The 22,140-nt window shown below is 56.4% G+C and carries 20 protein-coding genes; 16 read left to right on the top strand and 4 right to left on the bottom strand.

Annotated elements, in window-relative coordinates; all coding sequences use genetic code 11:
- Window positions 1-80: 80 nt before the first annotated feature.
- Window positions 81-2,342: a 5-methyltetrahydropteroyltriglutamate--homocysteine S-methyltransferase gene (gene metE, locus IM265_RS15390; protein WP_193032072.1), complete on the top strand. Its 2,262-nt coding sequence runs from the start codon at window positions 81-83 to the stop codon at window positions 2,340-2,342.
- A 45-nt stretch (window positions 2,343-2,387) separates the two neighbouring features.
- Here the strand turns inward: metE and IM265_RS15385 are convergent, their stop codons facing one another.
- On the bottom strand, window positions 2,388-3,194 hold the full coding sequence (locus tag IM265_RS15385; protein ID WP_047366706.1) for a dienelactone hydrolase family protein: 807 nt from the start codon (window positions 3,192-3,194) through the stop codon (window positions 2,388-2,390).
- A gap of 255 nt (window positions 3,195-3,449) precedes the next feature.
- Between IM265_RS15385 and udp the strand changes: the two genes are divergently transcribed.
- The 9 genes from udp to tatD all read left to right on the top strand — a co-directional run bounded on the left by udp (window position 3,450) and on the right by tatD (window position 11,360).
- Window positions 3,450-4,211, top strand: a complete 762-nt coding sequence (udp, locus tag IM265_RS15380) for a uridine phosphorylase (protein WP_003860792.1) — start codon at window positions 3,450-3,452, stop codon at window positions 4,209-4,211.
- A 139-nt stretch (window positions 4,212-4,350) separates the two neighbouring features.
- Complete coding sequence (gene rmuC, locus IM265_RS15375) at window positions 4,351-5,808, top strand: DNA recombination protein RmuC (RefSeq protein ID WP_041911838.1); 1,458 nt, start codon at window positions 4,351-4,353, stop codon at window positions 5,806-5,808.
- A gap of 66 nt (window positions 5,809-5,874) precedes the next feature.
- Window positions 5,875-6,630, top strand: coding sequence for a bifunctional demethylmenaquinone methyltransferase/2-methoxy-6-polyprenyl-1,4-benzoquinol methylase UbiE (gene ubiE, locus IM265_RS15370; RefSeq protein WP_028014779.1), 756 nt, complete (start codon window positions 5,875-5,877; stop codon window positions 6,628-6,630).
- Window positions 6,631-6,643: 13 nt separating this feature from the next.
- Entirely contained in the window at window positions 6,644-7,249 is a 606-nt protein-coding gene (gene ubiJ, locus IM265_RS15365; RefSeq protein ID WP_028014778.1) for a ubiquinone biosynthesis protein UbiJ, read from the top strand.
- Window positions 7,246-8,886, top strand: coding sequence for a ubiquinone biosynthesis regulatory protein kinase UbiB (ubiB, locus tag IM265_RS15360; protein WP_028014777.1), 1,641 nt, complete (start codon window positions 7,246-7,248; stop codon window positions 8,884-8,886). The genes ubiJ and ubiB overlap by 4 nt, the downstream gene beginning before the upstream one ends.
- Before the next feature lie 76 nt (window positions 8,887-8,962).
- Window positions 8,963-9,217, top strand: a complete 255-nt coding sequence (tatA, locus tag IM265_RS15355) for a Sec-independent protein translocase subunit TatA (protein ID WP_013099238.1) — start codon at window positions 8,963-8,965, stop codon at window positions 9,215-9,217.
- 3 nt (window positions 9,218-9,220) lie between these two features.
- Window positions 9,221-9,763: a Sec-independent protein translocase protein TatB gene (gene tatB / locus IM265_RS15350; protein ID WP_028014776.1), complete on the top strand. Its 543-nt coding sequence runs from the start codon at window positions 9,221-9,223 to the stop codon at window positions 9,761-9,763.
- A gap of 2 nt (window positions 9,764-9,765) precedes the next feature.
- Window positions 9,766-10,536 (top strand): Sec-independent protein translocase subunit TatC, encoded by a 771-nt coding sequence (gene tatC / locus IM265_RS15345; protein ID WP_028014775.1) that lies wholly within the window; start codon window positions 9,766-9,768, stop codon window positions 10,534-10,536.
- 41 nt (window positions 10,537-10,577) lie between these two features.
- Window positions 10,578-11,360 (top strand): 3'-5' ssDNA/RNA exonuclease TatD, encoded by a 783-nt coding sequence (gene tatD / locus IM265_RS15340; RefSeq protein WP_028014774.1) that lies wholly within the window; start codon window positions 10,578-10,580, stop codon window positions 11,358-11,360.
- Here the strand turns inward: tatD and rfaH are convergent.
- Complete coding sequence (gene rfaH / locus IM265_RS15335; protein WP_020882871.1) at window positions 11,357-11,848, bottom strand: transcription/translation regulatory transformer protein RfaH; 492 nt, start codon at window positions 11,846-11,848, stop codon at window positions 11,357-11,359. The genes tatD and rfaH overlap by 4 nt on opposite strands.
- A 170-nt stretch (window positions 11,849-12,018) precedes the next feature.
- Between rfaH and ubiD the strand changes: the two genes are divergently transcribed.
- Together ubiD and fre are read left to right on the top strand one after the other, a co-directional pair.
- A complete protein-coding gene (gene ubiD / locus IM265_RS15330; protein WP_028014773.1) occupies window positions 12,019-13,512 on the top strand; it encodes a 4-hydroxy-3-polyprenylbenzoate decarboxylase in 1,494 nt (497 codons plus the stop codon).
- 42 nt (window positions 13,513-13,554) lie between these two features.
- Window positions 13,555-14,256, top strand: a complete 702-nt coding sequence (gene fre / locus IM265_RS15325; RefSeq protein WP_028014772.1) for an NAD(P)H-flavin reductase — start codon at window positions 13,555-13,557, stop codon at window positions 14,254-14,256.
- A 182-nt stretch (window positions 14,257-14,438) separates the two neighbouring features.
- Here fre and fadA read toward each other — a convergent pair whose 3' ends face one another.
- Together fadA and fadB are read right to left on the bottom strand one after the other, a co-directional pair.
- Window positions 14,439-15,602 (bottom strand): acetyl-CoA C-acyltransferase FadA, encoded by a 1,164-nt coding sequence (gene fadA, locus IM265_RS15320; protein ID WP_008501515.1) that lies wholly within the window; start codon window positions 15,600-15,602, stop codon window positions 14,439-14,441.
- A 9-nt stretch (window positions 15,603-15,611) separates the two neighbouring features.
- The gene (fadB, locus tag IM265_RS15315; RefSeq protein WP_088204710.1) at window positions 15,612-17,801 is read right to left on the bottom strand and encodes a fatty acid oxidation complex subunit alpha FadB; all 2,190 of its coding nucleotides are present in this window, start codon (window positions 17,799-17,801) and stop codon (window positions 15,612-15,614) included.
- A 190-nt stretch (window positions 17,802-17,991) separates the two neighbouring features.
- On the opposite strand from fadB, the gene pepQ reads away from it, so the two are divergent.
- Genes pepQ through hemG form a run of 4 tightly spaced genes read left to right on the top strand, consistent with a single transcriptional unit; the run spans window position 17,992 to window position 21,985 of the window.
- On the top strand, window positions 17,992-19,323 hold the full coding sequence (gene pepQ, locus IM265_RS15310; protein WP_028014769.1) for a Xaa-Pro dipeptidase: 1,332 nt from the start codon (window positions 17,992-17,994) through the stop codon (window positions 19,321-19,323).
- Complete coding sequence (locus IM265_RS15305) at window positions 19,323-19,937, top strand: IMPACT family protein (RefSeq protein WP_041911843.1); 615 nt, start codon at window positions 19,323-19,325, stop codon at window positions 19,935-19,937. The genes pepQ and IM265_RS15305 overlap by 1 nt, the downstream gene beginning before the upstream one ends.
- Before the next feature lie 40 nt (window positions 19,938-19,977).
- Window positions 19,978-21,429: a Trk system potassium transporter TrkH gene (trkH, locus tag IM265_RS15300; protein ID WP_013099227.1), complete on the top strand. Its 1,452-nt coding sequence runs from the start codon at window positions 19,978-19,980 to the stop codon at window positions 21,427-21,429.
- 10 nt (window positions 21,430-21,439) lie between these two features.
- Window positions 21,440-21,985 (top strand): menaquinone-dependent protoporphyrinogen IX dehydrogenase, encoded by a 546-nt coding sequence (gene hemG, locus IM265_RS15295; protein ID WP_028014767.1) that lies wholly within the window; start codon window positions 21,440-21,442, stop codon window positions 21,983-21,985.
- The last annotated feature ends 155 nt before the right edge of the window (window positions 21,986-22,140 follow it).

Raw genomic sequence — 22,140 nt, 5'->3', positions numbered from 1 at the left:
GAGGAATATACAGTACCTGCCAATTATAGATGTGTAAACATCTGGACGTCTAAATAACAAATTTCACAAGGGGTCATACCATGACAATCCGCACTCACACTCTCGGTTTTCCTCGCGTTGGCCTGCGTCGCGAGCTGAAAAAAGCGCAAGAAAGCTACTGGGCGGGCAACGCCACCCGTGAAGAACTGCTGGCGGTGGGGCGGGAGCTGCGCGCCCGTCACTGGGATCAGCAAAAACAGGCGGGTATTGACCTGCTGCCGGTGGGCGATTTCGCCTGGTACGACCATGTTCTGACGACCAGCCTGCTGCTGGGCAACGTGCCGGCTCGTCATCAGAACAAAGATGGATCGGTGGATATCGACACCCTGTTCCGAATCGGCCGTGGCCGCGCGCCAACGGGTGAGCCAGCGGCAGCGGCGGAAATGACCAAGTGGTTTAACACCAACTATCACTATATGGTGCCGGAGTTCGTCAAAGGTCAGCAGTTTACGCTGACCTGGACGCAGCTTCTGGACGAAGTGGATGAAGCGCTGGCGCTGGGCCACCAGGTGAAGCCCGTATTGCTGGGGCCGGTAACTTACCTGTGGCTGGGTAAAGTGAAGGGCGAACAATTTGACCGCCTCAGCCTGCTGAACGATATTCTGCCGGTCTATAAGCAGGTGCTGATTGAGCTGGGCAAGCGCGGCATTCAGTGGGTGCAAATCGACGAACCCGCGCTGGTGCTGGAGCTGCCGCAGGAGTGGCTCGATGCCTTCAAACCGGCGTATGACGCGCTCGCCGGACAGGTGAAGCTGCTGCTGACCACCTATTTCGAGGGCGTGACGCCGAACCTCGACACTATCACCGCGCTGCCGGTTCAGGGCCTGCACGTTGACCTGGTTCACGGTAAGGACGATGTCGCAGAGCTGCACGAGCGCCTGCCTGAGGAGTGGTTGCTCTCCGCCGGTCTGGTCAACGGCCGTAACGTCTGGCGCGCCGATCTGAGCGAGAAATACGCCCAAATTAAAGACATCGTCGGCAAACGCGAGCTGTGGGTGGCATCATCATGCTCTCTGCTGCACAGTCCGATCGATCTGAGCGTGGAGACCCGTCTCGACCCTGAAGTGAAAAGCTGGTTTGCCTTCGCCCTGCAAAAATGTGAAGAGCTGGCACTGCTGCGCGACGCGCTCAACAGCGGCGATACGGCGGCGATTACCGACTGGAGCGCACCGATTCAGGCGCGTCGTCACTCGGCTCGCGTGCACAACCCGGCGGTGGAAAAACGTCTGGCGGCCATCACCGCCCGGGACAGCCAGCGTCAGAGCCCGTACGAGGTACGTGCCGAAGCCCAGCGCGCCCGCTTCAATCTTCCCGCGTGGCCGACCACGACCATCGGTTCATTCCCGCAAACTACCGAGATCCGCGGCCTGCGTCTGGACTTCAAAAAGGGCAATCTGGACGCGAATCATTACCGCACCGGCATTGCGGAACACATCAAGCAGGCGATTATCGAGCAGGAACGCCTCGGGCTGGACGTGCTGGTGCACGGCGAAGCCGAGCGTAACGACATGGTCGAATACTTCGGTGAACACCTGGACGGCTTCGTCTTTACCCAGAACGGCTGGGTGCAGAGCTACGGCTCCCGCTGCGTGAAGCCGCCGGTGGTCATTGGCGACGTCAGCCGCCCGGAACCGATCACGGTGGAGTGGGCGAAGTACGCCCAGTCCCTGACCGACAAGCCGGTAAAAGGCATGCTGACCGGCCCGGTGACCATTCTCTGTTGGTCGTTCCCGCGCGAAGACGTGACCCGTGAAACCATCGCCAAACAGATCGCGCTGGCGCTGCGTGATGAAGTGGCGGATCTGGAGGCGGCGGGGATTGGCATCATCCAGATTGACGAACCGGCGCTGCGCGAAGGTTTGCCGCTGCGCCGCAGCGACTGGGATGCTTACCTGCAGTGGGGCGTGGAAGCATTCCGCATCAACGCCGCAGTGGCGAAGGACGACACCCAGATCCACACCCATATGTGTTACTGCGAATTTAACGACATCATGGATTCTATTGCCGCGCTGGATGCAGACGTGATCACCATCGAGACCTCGCGTTCAGACATGGAGCTGCTGGAGTCGTTTGAAGAGTTCGACTACCCGAACGAAATTGGGCCGGGCGTGTATGACATTCACTCCCCGAACGTGCCGAGCGTGGAGTGGATTGAGGCGCTGCTGAGAAAAGCCGCTCAGCGCATCCCGGCGGAACGCCTGTGGGTAAACCCGGACTGCGGCCTGAAAACCCGCGGCTGGCCGGAGACGCGTGCGGCGCTCGCCAACATGGTGAAGGCGGCGCAGAACTTACGTCAGGCTTGATGACGCGCAGGCCCGGTAAGGCGCAGGCGCCCCCCGGGCTTTTTTTTATGCTTTCTTCCCGCCGTACTGGCTAAACCATGCCAGCATTCTCTGCCAGCCATCTTTAGCGGATTCCGCGTGATAGCTCGGACGATAATCGGCATTAAACGCGTGTCCGGCATCGGGATACACCACGATTTCGGCCTTCGCGTTCGCCGCCCGCAGCGCGTGGCGCATCGTCTCGACGGTATCAAGCGGAATGCCGGTATCCTGGCCGCCATACAGCCCTAACACCGGGGCATTGAGATCGGTAGCGATATCAACCGGATGCTTCGGTGAGTTCAGCGTCTTTTCGCCCACCAGTTTGCCGTACCAGGCAACGGCGGCTTTCAGCTGCGGGTTATGCGCGGCATACAGCCAGCTAATGCGTCCACCCCAGCAGAAACCGGTGACCATTAAGCGGTGCGGGTCGCCGCCGTTGCGCGCCGCCCAGCTGGCGACGTGGTCTAGGTCTGCCAGCACCTGCGCGTCCGGCACTTTGCTGACCAGGTTGCTGAAGAGCGTCGGGATATCACTGTAGTCATTCGGATCGCCCTGACGGAAGTAGAGCTCTGGCGCAACGGCCAGATAACCCTCCAGCGCCAGGCGGCGGCAGAGGTCGCGAATATGTTCGTGAACGCCGAAAATCTCCTGAACCACAATCACGATGGGCAGCGGGCCGTCTGCTGACTTTGGCCGCGCGTGATATGCAGGCATATTTTCCCCCTGAGAGGGGATGGAGGTCTCGCCTGCCGTAATGGCCTCTTCTGAGGTTGAGACGATAGTTGAAGCATGCGGAGCCGCAGCAGGTGCAAATCCGGTTTTTTCAGTCATGGCATTCTCCGTACCAATGAGTTAGCGCAAAGGTAAATATAGACACCAGGTTAACAACTCACAGTGCCTTAAACGGTCTATCTTTTGTGCAGCACCCGACGATATAACTTGTTAATGTGATGTGAATCACTTTTTGATGGAAATTCAATGCAATCATTTTCATTCATGGTGAGATGCGTCACGAAATTATGCTTACCGCTTCTGTAAAGTACCGTTTTACTTCTTCTGACTAACCGACCCACAGAGGAGTCACCTATGTCTAAGTCTGATGTTTTTCATCTCGGCCTCACTAAAAACGATTTACAAGGGGCTACGCTCGCTATCGTCCCTGGCGACCCAGAGCGTGTGGAAAAGATCGCCGCGCTGATGGATAAGCCGGTCAAGCTGGCTGCCCATCGTGAATTCACCACCTGGCGCGCAGAGCTGGATGGCAAAGCGGTGATTGTGTGCTCTACCGGTATCGGTGGCCCGTCTACCTCTATCGCCGTGGAAGAGCTGGCGCAGCTGGGCATTCGTACTTTCCTGCGTATCGGCACCACCGGCGCGATTCAGCCGCACATTAACGTGGGCGACGTGCTGGTGACGACCGCTTCCGTGCGTCTGGACGGCGCAAGCCTGCACTTTGCACCGATGGAATTCCCGGCAGTGGCTGACTTCGAGTGCACCACCGCGCTGGTTGAAGCGGCGAAATCCGTGGGTGCAACCACTCACGTGGGCGTAACTGCCTCTTCTGATACCTTCTATCCGGGCCAGGAGCGTTACGACACCTTCTCAGGCCGCGTAGTGAGCCGCTTCAAAGGCTCAATGGAAGAGTGGCAATCCATGGGCGTGATGAACTACGAGATGGAATCCGCAACGCTGCTGACCATGTGCGCAAGCCAGGGTCTGCGTGCTGGTATGGTGGCGGGCGTTATCGTCAACCGCACTCAGCAGGAGATCCCGAACGCCGAAACCATGAAGCAGACAGAAAGTCACGCGGTGAAAATCGTGGTTGAAGCGGCTCGCCGCCTGATCTAGTCCTCCTCTCTGAGATAAAAGGCCGACGCGTTCGGCCTTTATTTTTTGCGTAGCGCCTCGCAGGAAAACCCTTTCAAACTGGACGTTTATACAGCACAATCTTATTTTGTGCGGGTAATACGTTGATGCAGGGGGCATTGTGGATATCTCAATCCTGATTTATGCGGTAATTGCGCTGGCTGGCGTGGCGATAGGCTGGCTGATATCCAGCTATCAGCATGCACAGCAGAAGGCCGAGCAACTGGCTGAACGCGAAGAGATCGTCGCCGATTTAAGCGCAGCAAAACAGCAGCTTGCCCTAAGCGACCACTGGCGCGACGAGTGTGAACTGCTCAATAACGAACTGCGTAACCTGCGTGATATCAACACCTCGCTGGAGGCCGATCTCCGCGAAGTGACTACCCGCCTTGAATCCACCCAGCTGCATGCCGAAGACAAAATCCGCCAGATGATCAACAGCGAGCAGCGCCTCAGCGAGCAGTTCGAGAACCTCGCCAACCGTATTTTCGAGCACAGCAACCGCCGCGTTGATGAGCAAAATCGCCAGAGCCTGAACAGCCTGCTGACGCCGCTGCGCGAACAGCTGGACGGCTTTCGCCGTCAGGTACAGGACAGCTTTGGTCAGGAAGCCCGCGAACGCCACACGCTGGCGCATGAGATCCGCAATCTTCAACAGCTGAATGCCCAGATGGCGCAGGAGGCGGTCAACCTGACGCGGGCGCTGAAAGGCGATAACAAAACCCAGGGTAACTGGGGGGAAGTGGTGCTCACCCGCGTGCTGGAGGCCTCTGGCCTGCGGGAAGGGTATGAATACGAAACGCAGGTGAGTATCGAAAACGATGCCCGCTCGCGAATGCAGCCGGATGTGATTGTGCGTCTGCCGCAGGGCAAAGATGTGGTCATTGACGCCAAAATGACGCTGGTGGCCTATGAGCGCTACTTCAACGCTGAAGATGACTATACGCGCGAATCGGCGCTGCAGGAGCACATTGCCTCCGTGCGTAACCATATTCGCCTGCTGGGTAGAAAGGATTATCAGCAACTGCCGGGGCTGCGCTCGCTGGACTACGTGCTGATGTTTATCCCGGTCGAACCCGCGTTTTTGCTGGCGCTCGACAGACAGCCCGAACTGATCACCGAAGCGCTGAAAAATAACATTATGCTGGTCAGCCCCACCACGCTGCTGGTGGCCTTACGCACCATTGCGAACCTGTGGCGCTATGAGCACCAGAGCCGTAACGCGCAGCAGATTGCCGACCGCGCCAGCAAGCTGTACGACAAAATGCGCCTCTTCGTGGACGACATGTCCTCCGTCGGGCAAAGCCTGGATCGTGCGCAGGATAACTACCGCCAGGCGATGAAAAAGCTCTCCTCCGGGCGTGGCAACCTGCTTGCGCAGGCTGAAGCATTCCGCAGCCTGGGAGTGGAGGTTAAACGCGAGATTAATCCGGAATTGGTCGAACAGGCCACAGCGCAGGACGAAGAGTTCCGACTGCGTGAGGGCGGGGATGAACAAAATTCACCCAGCCAGGACAACGATTTAGCGCCGGATTTATCGCCAGACGAGCAGCCAGCGCGTTTCTTTCGCGGTGGTTGAATCGTAGGGCAATTGCGCCCAATCTGTTACACTTCACGAACATTTGACTGATTAGCAGGCTCTGAGATGGTTGACGATTCACAAGACACGACGCACTTTGGCTTTCAGACTGTAGCCAAAGCGCAGAAAGCTGACATGGTGGCCCACGTATTTCATTCCGTGGCGGCGAAGTACGATGTGATGAATGACTTGATGTCGTTCGGCATTCATCGCTTGTGGAAGCGCTTCACCATCGACTGCAGCGGTGTGCGTCGTGGACAAACGGTTCTCGATCTGGCTGGCGGTACGGGCGATCTGACGGCGAAATTCTCCCGTCTGGTGGGCGAAACCGGTCGCGTTGTACTGGCTGATATTAATGACTCCATGCTTAAAATGGGACGCGAAAAGCTGCGTAACATCGGCGTGGTGGGTAACGTGGAATACGTGCAGGCCAACGCCGAAGCGCTGCCGTTCCCGGACAATACTTTTGACTGCATCACGATTTCCTTCGGTCTGCGTAACGTCACCGATAAAGAAAAAGCGCTGCGTTCCATGTACCGCGTGCTGAAGCCGGGTGGACGCCTGCTGGTGCTCGAGTTCTCTAAACCGATTATCGACCCGCTGAGCAAAGCCTACGACGCATATTCCTTCCACGTGCTGCCGCGTATTGGCGAACTGGTGGCAAACGACGCGGAAAGCTATCGCTATCTGGCGGAATCAATTCGCATGCATCCGGATCAGGACACCTTAAAAGCCATGATGCAGGATGCGGAATTTGAGAACGTTGAGTACTTCAACATGACGGCGGGTGTCGTCGCGCTGCATCGCGGTTACAAATTCTGAGTGGAGGTGTCCCGTGCCCTTTAAACCCTTAGTCACCGCAGGCATCGAGAATGTGCTGAATGCCTTCCTGTATCGCGCTCCGGCGCTGAAAGCCGCACGTCAGCGGCTAAACGGGAAGGTACTGCGCATTGTGTTAAAAGAGTTCTCGACGCCGCTCGTGCTGGTTTTCAGCGAACGTCAGCTTGACGTTCTGGGTGAGTGGGAAGGTGAAGCTGATTGCTCGGTCATTACCCATATGAGCGTGCTGCCAAAACTGCGCGATCGCCAGCAATTAACGGCGCTTATTCGCAGCGGTGAGCTGGAAGTGGAAGGCGACATCCAGGTCGTGCAGAACTTCGTTGCGCTCAGCGATCTGGCTGAGTTTGACCCGGCAGAGCTGCTGGCGCCTTTTATTGGCGACATCGCCGCTGAAGGGATCGGGAAAGTTATTCATGGCGGCACGGCGTTCCTGCGCAAAAATCTGCAACGCCAACAGCGTTATGCCGCAGAAGTGCTGACCGAAGAGTGGCGCATGGCGCCCGGGCCGCTGGAAGTTGCGTGGTTCGCAGAAGAGACGGCCGCGGTTGAACGTGCGGTTGATGCCCTAAGCAAACGGCTGGAAAAACTGGAGGGCAAATGACGCCTGGTGAAATTCGGCGCCTCTATTTTATCATCCACACCTTTTTGAGTTACGGGCTCGACGAGCTCATCCCCAAAATGCGTATTACGCTGCCGCTCAGGATCTGGCGGCGGACGCTGTTCTGGATGCCAAATCGCCATAAAGGTCAGCCGCTGGGTGAACGCCTGCGTCTGGCGCTGCAGGAGCTCGGCCCGGTATGGATTAAGTTCGGACAGATGCTCTCAACTCGCCGCGATCTCTTCCCGCCGCACATTGCCGATGAACTGGCGATGCTGCAGGACCGTGTCGCCCCGTTTGACGGGGTGAGAGCGAAGAAACAGATCGAGGAGGCGATGGGTAACCTTCCCGTTGAAACCTGGTTTGACGATTTCGAAATAGAACCGCTGGCGTCGGCTTCTATCGCTCAGGTGCACACTGCGCGTCTGAAAGAGAACGGCAAAGAGGTGGTGATCAAGGTGATCCGCCCGGATATCCTGCCGATTATCAAAGCCGACATGAAGCTAATTTATCGTCTGGCGCGCTGGGTTCCGCGTCTGCTGCCGGACGGCCGTCGACTGCGCCCGATGGAAGTGGTGCGGGAATATGAAAAAACGCTGATTGATGAGCTTAATCTGCTGCGTGAATCGGCAAACGCCATTCAGCTGCGCCGAAATTTTGAAAACAGCCCGATGCTCTACGTGCCTGAAGTCTATTCTGACTATTGCAGCCAGAACATGATGGTCATGGAGCGCATCTACGGTATTCCGGTTTCGGATGTGGTGGCCCTGGAGAAGCAGGGAACGAACATGAAGCTGCTGGCCGAACGTGGCGTGCAGGTCTTCTTTACCCAGGTATTCCGCGACAGTTTTTTCCATGCGGACATGCATCCGGGCAATATCTTCGTGAGCTATGAGCATCCTGAGGATCCGAAATACATCGGTATCGACTGCGGAATTGTGGGCTCGCTGAATAAAGAAGATAAACGTTATCTGGCTGAGAACTTCATCGCCTTCTTCAACCGCGACTACCGTAAGGTGGCCGAGCTGCATGTGGATTCCGGCTGGGTTCCGCCAGACACCAACGTCGAAGAGTTCGAGTTTGCTATCCGTACCGTTTGCGAACCGATTTTTGAAAAACCGCTGGCAGAGATCTCTTTTGGACACGTGCTGTTAAACCTGTTCAATACGGCCCGCCGCTTTAATATGGAAGTTCAGCCTCAGTTAGTTTTACTTCAGAAAACATTACTTTACGTTGAGGGTGTAGGTCGACAACTCTATCCTCAGTTAGACTTGTGGAAGACGGCTAAACCTTTCCTGGAATCCTGGATTAAGGATCAGGTTGGCCTTCCAGCGCTGGTGCGTTCGCTGAAAGAGAAAGGACCGTTCTGGATCGAAAAAATGCCTGAAATTCCTGAACTGGTTTACGACAGTTTGCGTCAGAGCAAGAATCTTCAGCACAGCATGGATAAAATCGCCCGCGAGCTTCAGTCCAGCCGTGTGCGCCAGGGACAGTCACGCTACCTCTTTGGCATTGGCGCAACGCTGCTGCTGAGCGGTACGTTGCTGCTGATCAACCGTCCTGACTGGCAGATGATGCCCGCCTGGCTGATGGCTGGCGGGGTTGTTGTCTGGCTTGCAGGATGGAGAAAAACGCGCTGAGTTTGCATCGCCATCGACAGGTCGCATACGTATAATGCGACCTGACCAATTAATCATCTATCCCTGAGGAATATGTATGGGTGGTATCAGTATCTGGCAATTAGTCATTATTGCCGTCATCGTTGTGCTGCTGTTTGGCACCAAAAAGCTCGGTTCTATTGGTTCCGATCTGGGCGCGTCTATCAAAGGCTTCAAGAAAGCAATGAGCGATGATGAGAGCAAGCAGGATAAAACCAGCCAGGACGCTGACTTTACTGCTAAATCCATCTCCGATAAGCAAGAAGATGCCAAAAAGGAAGACGCTAAACGCCACGATAAAGAGCAGGTGTAAGTCGTGTTCGACATTGGTTTTAGTGAGCTGCTGCTGGTCTTTGTGATTGGTCTGATCGTGCTGGGGCCGCAGCGTCTGCCGGTAGCGGTGAAAACCGTCGTGGGCTGGGTTCGAGCGCTAAGATCGCTGGCTTCGACCGTTCAGAACGAGCTGGCCCAGGAACTTAAGCTGCAGGAGTTTCAGGAAAGCCTGAAAAAGGTTGAGAAGGCGAGCATGGATAACCTGACGCCGGAACTGAAAGCCTCAATGGATGAGCTGCGCGAAGCGGCGGAATCCATGAAGCGCTCTTACAGCGTTAACGATCCTGAAAAAGCGAGCGATGAAGCGAACACTATTCATAACCCGGTGGTGAAGGACAGCGAAGCGCAGCGTGAGGGCGTGACGCCAGCGAGTGCGGAGCACCAGGCCGCAGCGCCTGAACAAACGCCGCAGGAAACTGAACTGAAAAAACAGGCGCAGCCGGAAGAGCCGGTGGTAAAAGCGGCTGAAGCGAAACCCGCCGCGCCTGTTTCCGAATCATCCCCCTCGTCGAGTGATAAAGCGTAACTATGGCAGTAGATGATACTCAACCGCTTATTACGCACCTGATTGAGCTGCGTAAGCGCCTGTTAAACTGCATTATTGCGGTATTCCTCATATTCCTGTGCCTGGTCTATTTCGCCAACGATATTTATCAGGTGGTTTCTGCGCCGCTGATCAAGCAGATGCCGCTGGGGGCAACGATGATTGCAACAGACGTTGCATCACCGTTTTTCACCCCGATTAAGCTCACCTTCTGGGTGTCGTTGATTGCGTCTGCACCCGTCATCCTTTATCAGGTATGGGCATTTGTGGCGCCAGCACTGTACAGGCACGAACGTAAACTGGTGATCCCGCTGCTGGTCTCCAGTTCGCTGCTGTTCTATATCGGCATGGCGTTTGCCTACTTCGTTGTCTTCCCGCTGGCCTTTGGCTTCCTGACGCATACCGCGCCGGAAGGGGTTCAGGTATCGACGGATATCGCCAGCTACCTCAGCTTTGTGATGGCGCTGTTTATGGCGTTCGGTGTGGCGTTTGAAGTGCCGGTGGCCATTGTGCTGCTCTGCTGGGTTGGGGTAACCACCCCTGATGACCTGCGTAAGAAACGTCCCTATATTCTGGTGGGCGCCTTCGTAGTCGGCATGCTGCTGACGCCGCCGGACGTCTTCTCACAAACGTTGCTGGCAATACCGATGTACTGCCTGTTTGAGGTTGGCGTATTCTTCTCGCGTTTCTACGTGGGAAAAGGACGCCGGTCGGACGATGAAGACGATGCGTCCGAAAAGACCACTGAAGAGTAAAACCAGCCGCCCGTCAGGGCGGTTGTTCTATGGGGAATCGCATGTTTGATATCGGACTCAACCTGACCAGCTCGCAGTTTGCGAAAGATCGTGACGAGGTGGTTGCGCGTGCTTTTGAGGCTGGCGTAAAAGGGCTGCTCCTGACCGGGACCAACCTGCATGAGAGCGAGCAGGCGCTGCTGCTGGCGCAACGCTATCAACACTGCTGGTCAACCGCAGGCGTCCACCCTCATGACAGCAGCCAGTGGACGGCGGAGAGCGCAGAAACCCTGCGCACTCTGGCAAAAACGGCAGAGGTGGTGGCTATTGGCGAGTGCGGGCTCGATTTTAACCGCAACTTCTCCACGCCTGAAGAACAGGAAAAGGCGTTCACTGCCCAGCTTGCGCTGGCGGCAGAGCTTGAAATGCCCGTCTTTATGCACTGTCGCGATGCGCATGAACGTTTTCTCGCACTGCTGGACCCGTGGCTGGATAAACTGCCCGGCGCAGTGCTCCACTGCTTCACCGGGTCTCGCCAGGAAGCGCTGGATTGCCTGAACCGCGGTTTGTATCTGGGGATCACCGGTTGGGTGTGTGATGAGCGCCGCGGGCTTGAGCTTCGCGAGCTGCTGCCGATAATCCCGGCAGACCGTTTGCTTCTTGAAACCGATGCGCCATACCTGCTGCCGCGAGATATGAAGCCCAAACCGGCATCGCGGCGAAACGAGCCCGCCTTGCTGGGGCACATTGTTGAGCGCGTAGCGCACTGGCGCGGAGAGGATCCGCACTGGCTTTCCGCTCAGACGGATGACAACGTGCGTCGCCTGTTCGGGATAAACGTTTAAACTTTGCGGAAGTCGGTGTTTTTCACGCTCTGCAGCACCTGCTTGTTCAGCAGATTGAGCAACAGCATGGAGCGCGCTTCACCGTCCGGCTCGGCGAAAATCGCCTGCAGGCCTTCGAATGCGCCTTCGGTAATGACGACGCTATCGCCCGCGTAAGGGGTTTCCGGGTCGGTGATCCCTTCAGGCTGTTGATAAACAGACAGCTGATGAATGACGGTCGACGGAACGGTTGCCGGGTGGGCACCAAAACGAACGAAGTGGCTGACGCCGCGCGTTGCGCTGATGGTAGTGGTGTGGATCACCTCAGGGTCGAACTCCACGAACAGATAGTTCGGGAATAAAGGCTCACTGACGGTTGTGCGCTTCCCGCGCTGCATTTTTTCAAGCGTGATCACGGGTGTCAGACAATTTACAGACTGACGTTCAAGATGTTCCTGCGCGCGCTGAAGTTGCCCGCGTTTGCAATACAGTAAATACCAGGCCTGCATAATCACTCTTTCCCTTAGTTCGGGGCGCAAGCATATCAAAACCCTGGAGGGATCGCTAAGTTGATTATAATGGGGGAAATTCGAACACAGCGGATAAGTTCACGCTAATTTAACAAAATTACAGCATCAAGCAGGCTTACGCCGTATAATGAGGCGCTTACAGAGAGGCCATGACTAACTGCATGAAATACCACGATCTCCGCGACTTCCTGACGCTGCTGGAAAAGCAGGGTGAACTGAAACGCATTACACTTCCTGTTGATCCTTATCTGGAAATGACAGAAATTGCTGACCGCACCCTGCGTGCCGGTGGCCCTGCATTACTGTTTGAAAATCCAAAAGGTTACTCAATGCCGGTGCTGTGCAACCTGTTTGGCACCCCGCGTCGTGTCGCGCTGGGAATGGGGCAGGAAGACGTTACCGCGCTGCGTGAAGTGGGGAAACTGCTGGCATTTCTGAAAGAGCCTGAGCCACCGAAAGGTTTCCGCGATCTGTTCGATAAGCTGCCGCAGTTTAAGCAGGTGTTGAACATGCCCACCAAACGCCTGCGCGGCGCGCCGTGTCAGCAGAAAGTGCTGGAAGGCGATGCGGTGGATCTCACCAAAATCCCTATCATGCAGTGCTGGCCTGAAGATGCTGCGCCGCTGATCACCTGGGGCCTCACCGTGACGCGCGGACCGCATAAAGAGCGGCAAAACCTCGGTATTTATCGCCAGCAGCTGATTGGCAAGAATAAGCTCATCATGCGCTGGCTGTCGCACCGCGGCGGCGCGCTGGATTTCCAGGAGTGGTGTGCTGCACATCCGGGGGAACGGTTCCCGGTGTCTGTCGCGTTAGGTGCCGATCCGGCCACCATTCTGGGGGCGGTCACGCCCGTACCGGATACGCTCTCTGAATATGCGTTTGCTGGCCTGCTGCGCGGGACTAAAACCGAGGTCGTGAAGTGTATCTCCAACGATCTCGAAGTGCCGGCCAGCGCCGAAATTGTGCTGGAAGGTTACATTGAGCAGGGTGAAATGGCGCCAGAAGGCCCATACGGCGACCATACCGGCTATTACAACGAAGTGGATAACTTCCCGGTGTTTACCGTCACGCATGTTACTCAGCGTGAAGATGCGATTTATCACTCCACCTATACTGGCCGCCCACCGGATGAACCGGCGGTGCTCGGCGTGGCGCTGAACGAAGTATTTGTGCCGATCCTGCAAAAGCAGTTCCCGGAAATCGTTGATTTTTATCTGCCGCCTGAAGGATGCTCGTATCGCATGGCGGTGGTCACGATGAAGAAGCAGTATCCCGGACATGCTAAACGCGTGATGATGGGCGTATGGTCTTTCCTGCGCCAGTTTATGTATACCAAATTTGTTATTGTCTGCGATGATGACGTTAACGCCCGTGACTGGAACGACGTTATCTGGGCGATAACCACGCGAATGGATCCTGCGCGTGATACGGTGTTAGTCGAAAATACGCCGATAGATTATCTGGATTTTGCCTCGCCGGTTTCCGGTCTTGGCTCAAAGATGGGACTGGATGCCACAAATAAATGGCCTGGCGAAACCGACCGTGAATGGGGTCGCCCGATCAAAAAAGATCCTGCTGTGACCGCGCGAATTGACGCGATCTGGGACGAACTGGCCATAATGAATAACGGTAAACCCTGAGCTGACCGTTAAGCCCTATAGACTTCCCGACAGAGAGAGCGAATGACAACCTTAAGCTGTAAAGTGACGTCGGTAGATGCTATTACCGACACCGTATATCGCGTCCGTTTGGTTCCTGAAGCGGCATTCTCATTCCGTGCCGGCCAGTACCTGATGGTGGTGATGGATGAGCGTGATAAGCGTCCTTTCTCTATGGCCTCTACGCCAGCAGAGCAGGAATTTATTGAGCTGCATATTGGTGCGTCTGAGCTTAACCTGTACGCGATGGCCGTGATGGACCGCATCCTGAAAGAGCGTGAGATTGTGGTCGACATTCCTCACGGCGACGCGTGGTTGCGTGATGACGAAGACCGTCCGCTGATTCTGATCGCGGGCGGTACGGGCTTCTCCTATGTGCGCTCTATTCTGTTGACCGCGCTGGCGCGTAATCCAGACCGTGACATCACCATTTACTGGGGCGGCCGTGAAGAGAAGCACCTGTACGACCTGTCTGAACTGGAAGCGCTGAGCGTTAACCATCCTAACCTGCGCATTGAGCCAGTGGTCGAGCAGCCGGAAGAGGGCTGGCGTGGACGTAGCGGGACGGTGCTGACGGCGGTACTGCAGGATCACGGCACGCTGGCGGGACATGATATCTACATTGCAGGCCGTTTCGAGATGGCGAAAATTGCCCGCGACCTGTTCTGTAACGAACGCGATGCGCGTGAAGATCGCCTGTTTGGCGATGCGTTTGCCTTCATTTAAATAAAAAACCCGCCCCTGACAGGCGGGAAGAACGGCAACTAAACTGTCTCTCTTCGCCAATGACGCCATAACTGCGTTGGCTGCGCTCGGTCACCCGAATCACTTACTAATGTAAGCTCATCGGGATTCGCTCGCTTGCCGCCTTGTTCTGACGTCATTGGCTTTGAGATACTTTTCCTTACTTACACTCTCTCAAACACCGTCGCGATACCCTGACCCAGGCCGATACACATCGTTGCCAGACCAAACTGGGCATCTTTGCGTTCCATCAGGTTAATCAGCGTCGTGCTGATACGCGCCCCGGAACAGCCCAGCGGGTGACCGAGGGCGATCGCGCCGCCGTTGAGGTTAATCTTCTCGTCGATCTGCTCCATCAGCCCCAGATCTTTAATGCACGGCAGGATCTGCGCGGCAAACGCTTCGTTCATCTCGAACAGATCGATATCGCTGGCAGTTAAGCCCGCTTTTTTCAGCGCCAGCTTCGAGGCCGGAACCGGGCCGTAACCCATGATTGAAGGATCGCAGCCCACCACCGCCATCGAACGCACGCGAGCGCGTGGCGTCAGGCCCAATTCGCGGGCGCGGCTTTCGCTCATCACCAGCATCGCGGCGGCACCGTCGGACAGCGCCGACGACGTCCCTGCCGTTACCGTACCGGTGACCGGATCAAATGCCGGACGCAGGGTAGAAAGCGCTTCGACCGTCGTTTCCGGGCGAATAACTTCGTCGTAGCTGAACTGCTTCAGTACGCCGTCTGCATCGTGGCCGCCGGTGGGGATGATCTCATTCTTGAAGGCACCGGACTGCGTGGCGGCCCAGGCGCGGGCGTGAGAGCGCGCGGCAAAAGCATCCTGCATTTCACGACTGATGCCGTGCAGGCGGGAGAGCATCTCGGCGGTCAGGCCCATCATGCCTGCGGCTTTCGCCACGTTGCGGCTCATGCCCGGATGGAAATCGACCCCGTGGCTCATCGGCACGTGTCCCATGTGTTCAACGCCGCCGACCAGACAGGCCTGCGCATCGCCGGTCATGATCATGCGCGCCGCGTCGTGCAGGGCCTGCATCGACGAACCGCACAGGCGGTTGACGGTAACGGCCGGAACCGAATGCGGGATCTCCGCCAGCAGCGACGCGTTGCGGGCGATGTTGAAGCCCTGCTCCAGCGTTTGCTGCACGCAGCCCCAGTAGATATCGTCGAGCGCTGCTGGGTCCAGCGCCGGGTTACGCGCCAGCAGGCTACGCATCAGGTGCGCGGAGAGGTCTTCCGCTCGCACGTTACGGAACGCACCGCCTTTTGAACGGCCCATCGGGGTGCGAATCGCATCAACAATGACAACCTTTTCCATTGTGACTCCTTAAGCCGTTTTCAGCGCGCCAACCGGACGGGCTGGCTCAACTGCTGGATAGTAGGGTTCGTTATGGCGCGCTTTGTTACGCAGCCCTTCCGGCACTTCATAAAGCGGACCGAGGTGCTGATACTGCTGCGCCATATCGAGATAGCGGGCGCTGCCGAGCGTATCCAGCCAGCGGAACGCGCCGCCGTGGAACGGAGGGAAGCCCAGGCCATATACCAACGCCATATCCGCTTCTGCCGGGCTGGCGATAATGCCTTCTTCCAGGCAACGGACCACTTCGTTGATCATCGGAATCATCATGCGGGCAATAATTTCGTCGTCGGTGAAGTCGCGTTTCGGCTGGCATACCTCGGCCAGCAGACCATCCACCGCCGCATCTTCTTCTTTCTTCGGTTTGCCTTTGCTGTCTTCTTTATAACGCCAGAAGCCCAGACCGTTTTTCTGACCGAAGCGGTTGGCGTCAAACAGCGCGTCAATAGCGTCGCGATAGTCTTTCTGCATGCGCTGCGGGAAGCCCGCCGCCATGACGGCCTGCGCGTGGTGGGCGGTATCAATGCCGACGACGTCTAGCAGATACGCCGGGCCCATCGGCCAGCCGAACTGTTTTTCCATTACTTTGTCGATTTTGCGGAAGTCCGCGCCGTCGCGCAGCAGTTGGCTGAAGCCGGCGAAGTACGGGAACAGCACGCGGTTCACAAAGAAGCCTGGGCAGTCATTAACGACGATCGGCGTTTTACCCATCTTGCTTGCCCACGCCACGACTTTAGCGATGGTTTCGTCAGAGGTTTTTTCCCCGCGGATCACTTCGACCAGCGGCATACGATGTACCGGGTTGAAGAAGTGCATACCGCAGAAGTTTTCCGGACGCTTCAGCACGCTCGCCAGTTCGCTGATTGGAATGGTGGAGGTGTTAGAGGCCAGCACGGTATCCGGGCGAACCTTGTCTTCCGTTTCCGCCAGCACCGCTTTTTTGACCTTCGGGTTCTCGACGACGGCTTCGACCACCACGTCGACACGATCAAAACCGCTGTATTCCAGCACGGGCTGGATGGTGGAGATCACGCCTGCGAGCTTCAGCCCGTCAATTTTGCCGCGCTCAAGCTGTTTGTTCAGCAGCTTGGCCGCTTCGGTCATGCCCAGCGTCAGGGATTTCTCGTTGATGTCTTTCATCACTACCGGCACGCCTTTCCAGGCCGACTGGTAAGCGATGCCGCCGCCCATAATACCGGCGCCGAGTACCGCCGCGTGTTTTGGCGTCTCAACGTTTTTGGTCAGCTGTTTGGCTTTGCCCTTCACGAACTGATCGTTGAGGAAGATACCAACCAGCGCGCGGGCTTCATTGGTGTGCGCCAGCGGAACAAAGCTCTGGTTTTCCAGCTTCAGGGCTTCGTCGCGGCCAAAGCGGGCTGCCGCTTCAATGGTTTTCACCGCCGTGATTGGCGCCGGGTAGTGTTTACCCGCCGTCTGCATCACCATGCCTTTGGCGATGGTGAAGCTCATGGTGGCTTCAATCTTGCTGAGCTTTAACGGCTCCAGCTTCGGCTGACGTTTGGCTTTCCAGTCCAAATCGCCGTTAATCGCCTGACGCAGAATGGCGAGTGCACCTTCAACCAGCTTCTCTGGTTTCACGACGCCGTCGACCAGGCCGATTTTCTGCGCCTGTTCTGCACCCACGTCTTTACCAGCGGCAATGATTTCCAGGGCGCTATCGGCGCCCAGCATGCGCGGCATACGCACGGAACCGCCAAAGCCCGGCATGATGCCCAGCTTGGTTTCCGGCAGGCCGATACGCAGGTCCGGCGTCGCCAGACGGTAGTCGGTCGCCAGCACGCACTCGCAGCCGCCGCCCAGCGCGTAGCCGTTCACGGCAGAGATCGTTGGAACAGGCAGATCTTCCAGACGATTAAAGACGCTGTTGGCAAAGTGCAGCCACTGGCTCAGCTGTTCTTCCGGAACCTGGAACAGCGAAAGAAATTCGGTGATATCGGCACCGACAATAAAGGCCGCTTTGTTAGAACGCAGCAGCAGCCCTTTTAATTCAGATTGCTTTTCAAGTACTTCCAGCGCCTGGCCAAGACTGGCCACCGTCGCGGTATCAAGCTTATTCACTGAGCCGGGGGCATCGAACACCAGTTCGGCAATGCCATCTTCCAGCCAGTTGAGGTACAGGGTGTCGCCTTTGTAAAGCATGTCAGTCTCCTGAATCCAGCAAGTGGATCTGGTCATACCAGATGAGACGGAGTGTGGAATTTATGTTAATAAAATGCAAATTACTTATTAAGAAATTGCTGCGTTGATCACGGTCGGTGGAAATCACGCAGCCGGAGTGAGGTGTGCTAAGATGCGATGACTTGAGGTCAAAAAAACGAAAGGAAGAATGATGGACTCACTGGCTTCGCTTTATAAAAATCATATCGTTACCCTACAGGAACGTACCCGCGATGTACTGGCCCGCTTCAAGCTGGATGCTCTTCTGATCCACTCCGGCGAGCTGATGAATACTTTTCTTGATGACCACGCCTATCCGTTTAAGGTTAACCCGCAGTTTAAAGCCTGGGTGCCGGTGACACAGGTTCCGAATTGCTGGCTTCTGGTGGACGGCGTGAACAAGCCGAAACTGTGGTTCTACCTGCCGGTTGATTACTGGCACAACGTCGAACCGCTGCCGACCTCTTTCTGGACCGAAGAAATTGAGGTGATCGCCCTGCCAAAAGCGGACGGCATTGGCAGCCAGCTGCCAGCGGCGCGCGGCAACATCGGCTACATTGGCCCTGTACCTGAACGTGCGCTCGGTCTGGATATTCCGGCAGACAAACTCAATCCGAAAGGCGTGCTGGATTACCTGCACTATTACCGCGCGTATAAAACCGACTATGAACTCTACTGCATGCGTGAAGCGCAAAAAACGGCGGTGAATGGCCACCGCGCCGCGCACGAAGCGTTCCAGTCAGGCATGAGCGAGTTCGACATCAACCTGGCCTACCTGACTGCAACCGGTCATCGTGACACCGACGTACCGTACAGCAACATCGTCGCGCTGAATGAGCATGCGTCTGTTCTCCACTACACCAAACTGGATCATCAGGTTCCGTCTGAGATGCGCAGCTTCCTGCTGGACGCAGGCGCAGAGTACAACGGCTATGCGGCCGATCTGACCCGCACCTGGGCGGCGAATGCGGATACCGATTTTGCGCAGCTTATTAAGGACGTAAACGACGAACAGCTGGCGTTGATTGGCACCATGAAGGCCGGAACCAGCTACGTGGATTACCACATCCAGTTCCATCAGCGCATTGCTAAACTGCTGCGTAAGCATCAGATTGTGAAAGACATGAGCGAAGAGGCGATGGTAGAAAACGACCTGACTGGACCATTCATGCCGCACGGTATCGGCCACCCGCTGGGCCTGCAGGTTCACGACGTTGCGGGCTTCATGCAGGATGATACCGGTACGCACCTGGCGGCACCGTCTAAATATCCTTACCTGCGCTGCACCCGTATTCTTGAGCCGCGCATGGTATTGACCATCGAGCCGGGGATCTACTTTATTGAATCCCTGCTGGCGCCGTGGCGTGAAGGGCAGTTCAGCAAGCACTTCAACTGGGAAAAAATCGACGCGCTGAAACCGTTTGGCGGCATTCGTATCGAAGATAACGTGGTGGTTCACGAGAACGGTATCGAGAATATGACGCGAGACCTGAAGCTGGCCTGATGGAAAGCTGGCTGATACCGGCTGAACCGGTCACCTTTGTTGAGGAAATCAAGAAAAGCCGCTTTATTACGCTGCTGGCGCACACTGACGGCGTAGAGGCGGCGAAAGCGTTTGTCGAGTCCGTTCGCGCGGAGCACCCTGACGCACGTCACCACTGCGTGGCGTGGGTGGCAGGGCCACCGGACGATTCGCAACAGCTCGGTTTTTCAGACGACGGTGAACCGGCGGGCACAGCCGGTAAACCCATGCTCTCCCAGCTGATGGGCAGCGGCGTGGGTGAAATTACCGCCGTGGTGGTGCGCTACTACGGCGGCATCCTGTTAGGTACGGGTGGGCTGGTAAAAGCGTATGGCGGCGGCGTTCAGCAGGCACTGAATATCCTGACGACCACCCGCAAAACGCCGCTCACCGAATATACTTTATTGTGCGATTACGCTCAGCTATCGGGCATTGAAACACTGCTCAAACAATTTAACGGCGTGATTGCGCACAGTGATTACCAGGCAATGGTGCAATTACGCGTGGCGCTTCCTCAGGCAGAACTGGCTGCTTTTTCAGCAAAACTGGCTGATTTCAGTCGCGGTTCGTTGCAATTGCTGCCGATTGAAGAATAATCCCCACCTCACTTTTTGAATACCAAAGGAAGCGGCAGAGATGCATTTTCGTGCCATAACCCGAATCGTTGGACTGCTGGTCATACTCTTTTCGGGGACGATGATTCTCCCTGGACTGGTGGCGCTTATCTACCGGGACGGCGCGGGGCGGGCTTTTACCCAGACCTTCTTTGTCGCGCTGGCGATCGGCTCGCTGCTGTGGTGGCCGAACCGTCGTCAGAAAGGTGAACTGAAATCTCGCGAAGGCTTTCTGATTGTGGTCCTGTTCTGGACGGTGCTGGGAAGCGTCGGTTCGCTGCCCTTTATCTTCTCTGAACAGCCTAACCTCAGCATCACGGATGCCTTTTTTGAATCGTTTTCTGGTTTAACGACCACCGGTGCGACGACGCTGGTGGGGCTGGATTCGTTACCCCACGCTATTCTCTTTTATCGCCAGATGCTGCAGTGGTTCGGGGGGATGGGGATTATCGTCCTGGCAGTGGCCATCCTGCCGATTCTGGGCGTCGGGGGGATGCAGCTGTACAGGGCTGAAATGCCGGGGCCGCTGAAAGACAACAAGATGCGTCCGCGTATTGCCGAGACGGCGAAAACCCTGTGGCTGATTTATGTTCTGCTGACGGTAGCCTGCGCGCTGGCGCTGTGGTTTGCCGGGATGCCTGCGTTTGATGCTATCGGGCACAGCTTCGCGACGATTGCCATTGGCGGGTTCTCCACTCACGATGCCAGCGTGGGCTACTTCGACAGCCCAACGATTAACACCATCATTGCGATTTTCCTGCTGATCTCTGGCTGTAACTACGGCCTGCACTTCTCTTTACTGAGCGGACGTAGCCTGAAGGTGTACTGGCGCGATCCTGAGTTCCGCATGTTCATTGGCGTCCAGCTTACCCTGGTCGTCATCTGCACCCTGGTGCTGTGGTTCCATGATGTTTACAACTCGGCGCTGACCACGCTCAATCAGGCGTTTTTCCAGGTGGTGTCGATGGCGACGACCGCCGGGTTTACCACGGACAGCATCGCGCGCTGGCCGCTGTTCCTGCCGGTACTTCTGTTGTGCTCCGCGTTTATCGGCGGCTGCGCCGGGTCGACGGGCGGTGGTCTGAAGGTGATTCGTATTCTGCTGCTGTTCAAACAGGGGAACCGTGAGCTGAAGCGCCTGGTCCACCCGAATGCGGTTTACAGCATTAAGCTGGGGAACCGCGCGCTGCCGGAACGTATCCTCGAAGCGGTGTGGGGGTTCTTCTCGGCGTATGCGCTGGTCTTTATCGTCAGCATGCTGGCGATCATCGCGACGGGAGTGGATGATTTCTCCGCTTTTGCGTCCGTCGTCGCAACACTAAACAACCTCGGGCCTGGCCTGGGGGTTGTGGCGGATAACTTTGCCAGCATGAACCCGGTTGCGAAATGGATCCTTATTGCCAATATGCTGTTTGGTCGTCTTGAGGTCTTTACGCTGCTGGTGCTGTTTACCCCAACATTCTGGCGCGAATAAGGAGCCGTTGATGAAAACACTGATTCTTTTCTCTACGCGAGACGGACAAACGCGTGAGATTGCCGCTTATCTGGCGTCGGAATTAAAAGAGCTGGGCATTTACTCGGATGTGGTGAACCTGAATCGTGCGGAGGAGATTGCCTGGCAGGAGTACGATCGCGTGGTGATTGGCGCCTCCATTCGTTACGGACACTTCCATCCGGCGTTAGATCGCTTTGTGAAAAAGCATACGGCGGTACTCAACACATTGCCGGGCGCGTTTTACTCGGTCAATCTGGTTGCCCGTAAAGCTGAGAAGCGTACGCCGCAGACCAACAGCTACACGCGCAAATTTTTGCTCGGCTCGCCGTGGCAGCCAGACCTGTGCGCCGTCTTTGCCGGTGCGCTACGCTATCCTCGCTACCGCTGGTATGACCGCTTCATGATCCGCCTGATAATGAAGATGACGGGTGGCGAAACCGATACGCGTAAAGAAGTGGTTTATACCGACTGGTCGCAGGTGGCCAGTTTTGCGCGGGAAATTGCCCATTTAGCGGGCGATTCGCGACTTAAATAAGCGTTAAGTTTGAAAAGTGAGCGAACGAAAAGTTTTTTGTATTTTGTGCTTGTCACTTCAGAATAACTCCCTATAATGCGCCTCCACTGACACGGAACAACGGCACACACGCCGCCGGGTCAGCAGAGAACAGCGAAAATAAACGCTTGACTCTG

Origin of the sequence: Enterobacter cloacae complex sp. P17RS (assembly GCF_014895885.1) — a bacterium.
Classification (GTDB): domain Bacteria; phylum Pseudomonadota; class Gammaproteobacteria; order Enterobacterales; family Enterobacteriaceae; genus Enterobacter; species Enterobacter bugandensis.
Note: the sequence above shows the minus strand (reverse complement) of the source record. Positions and strands in the feature narration are given on the sequence as shown.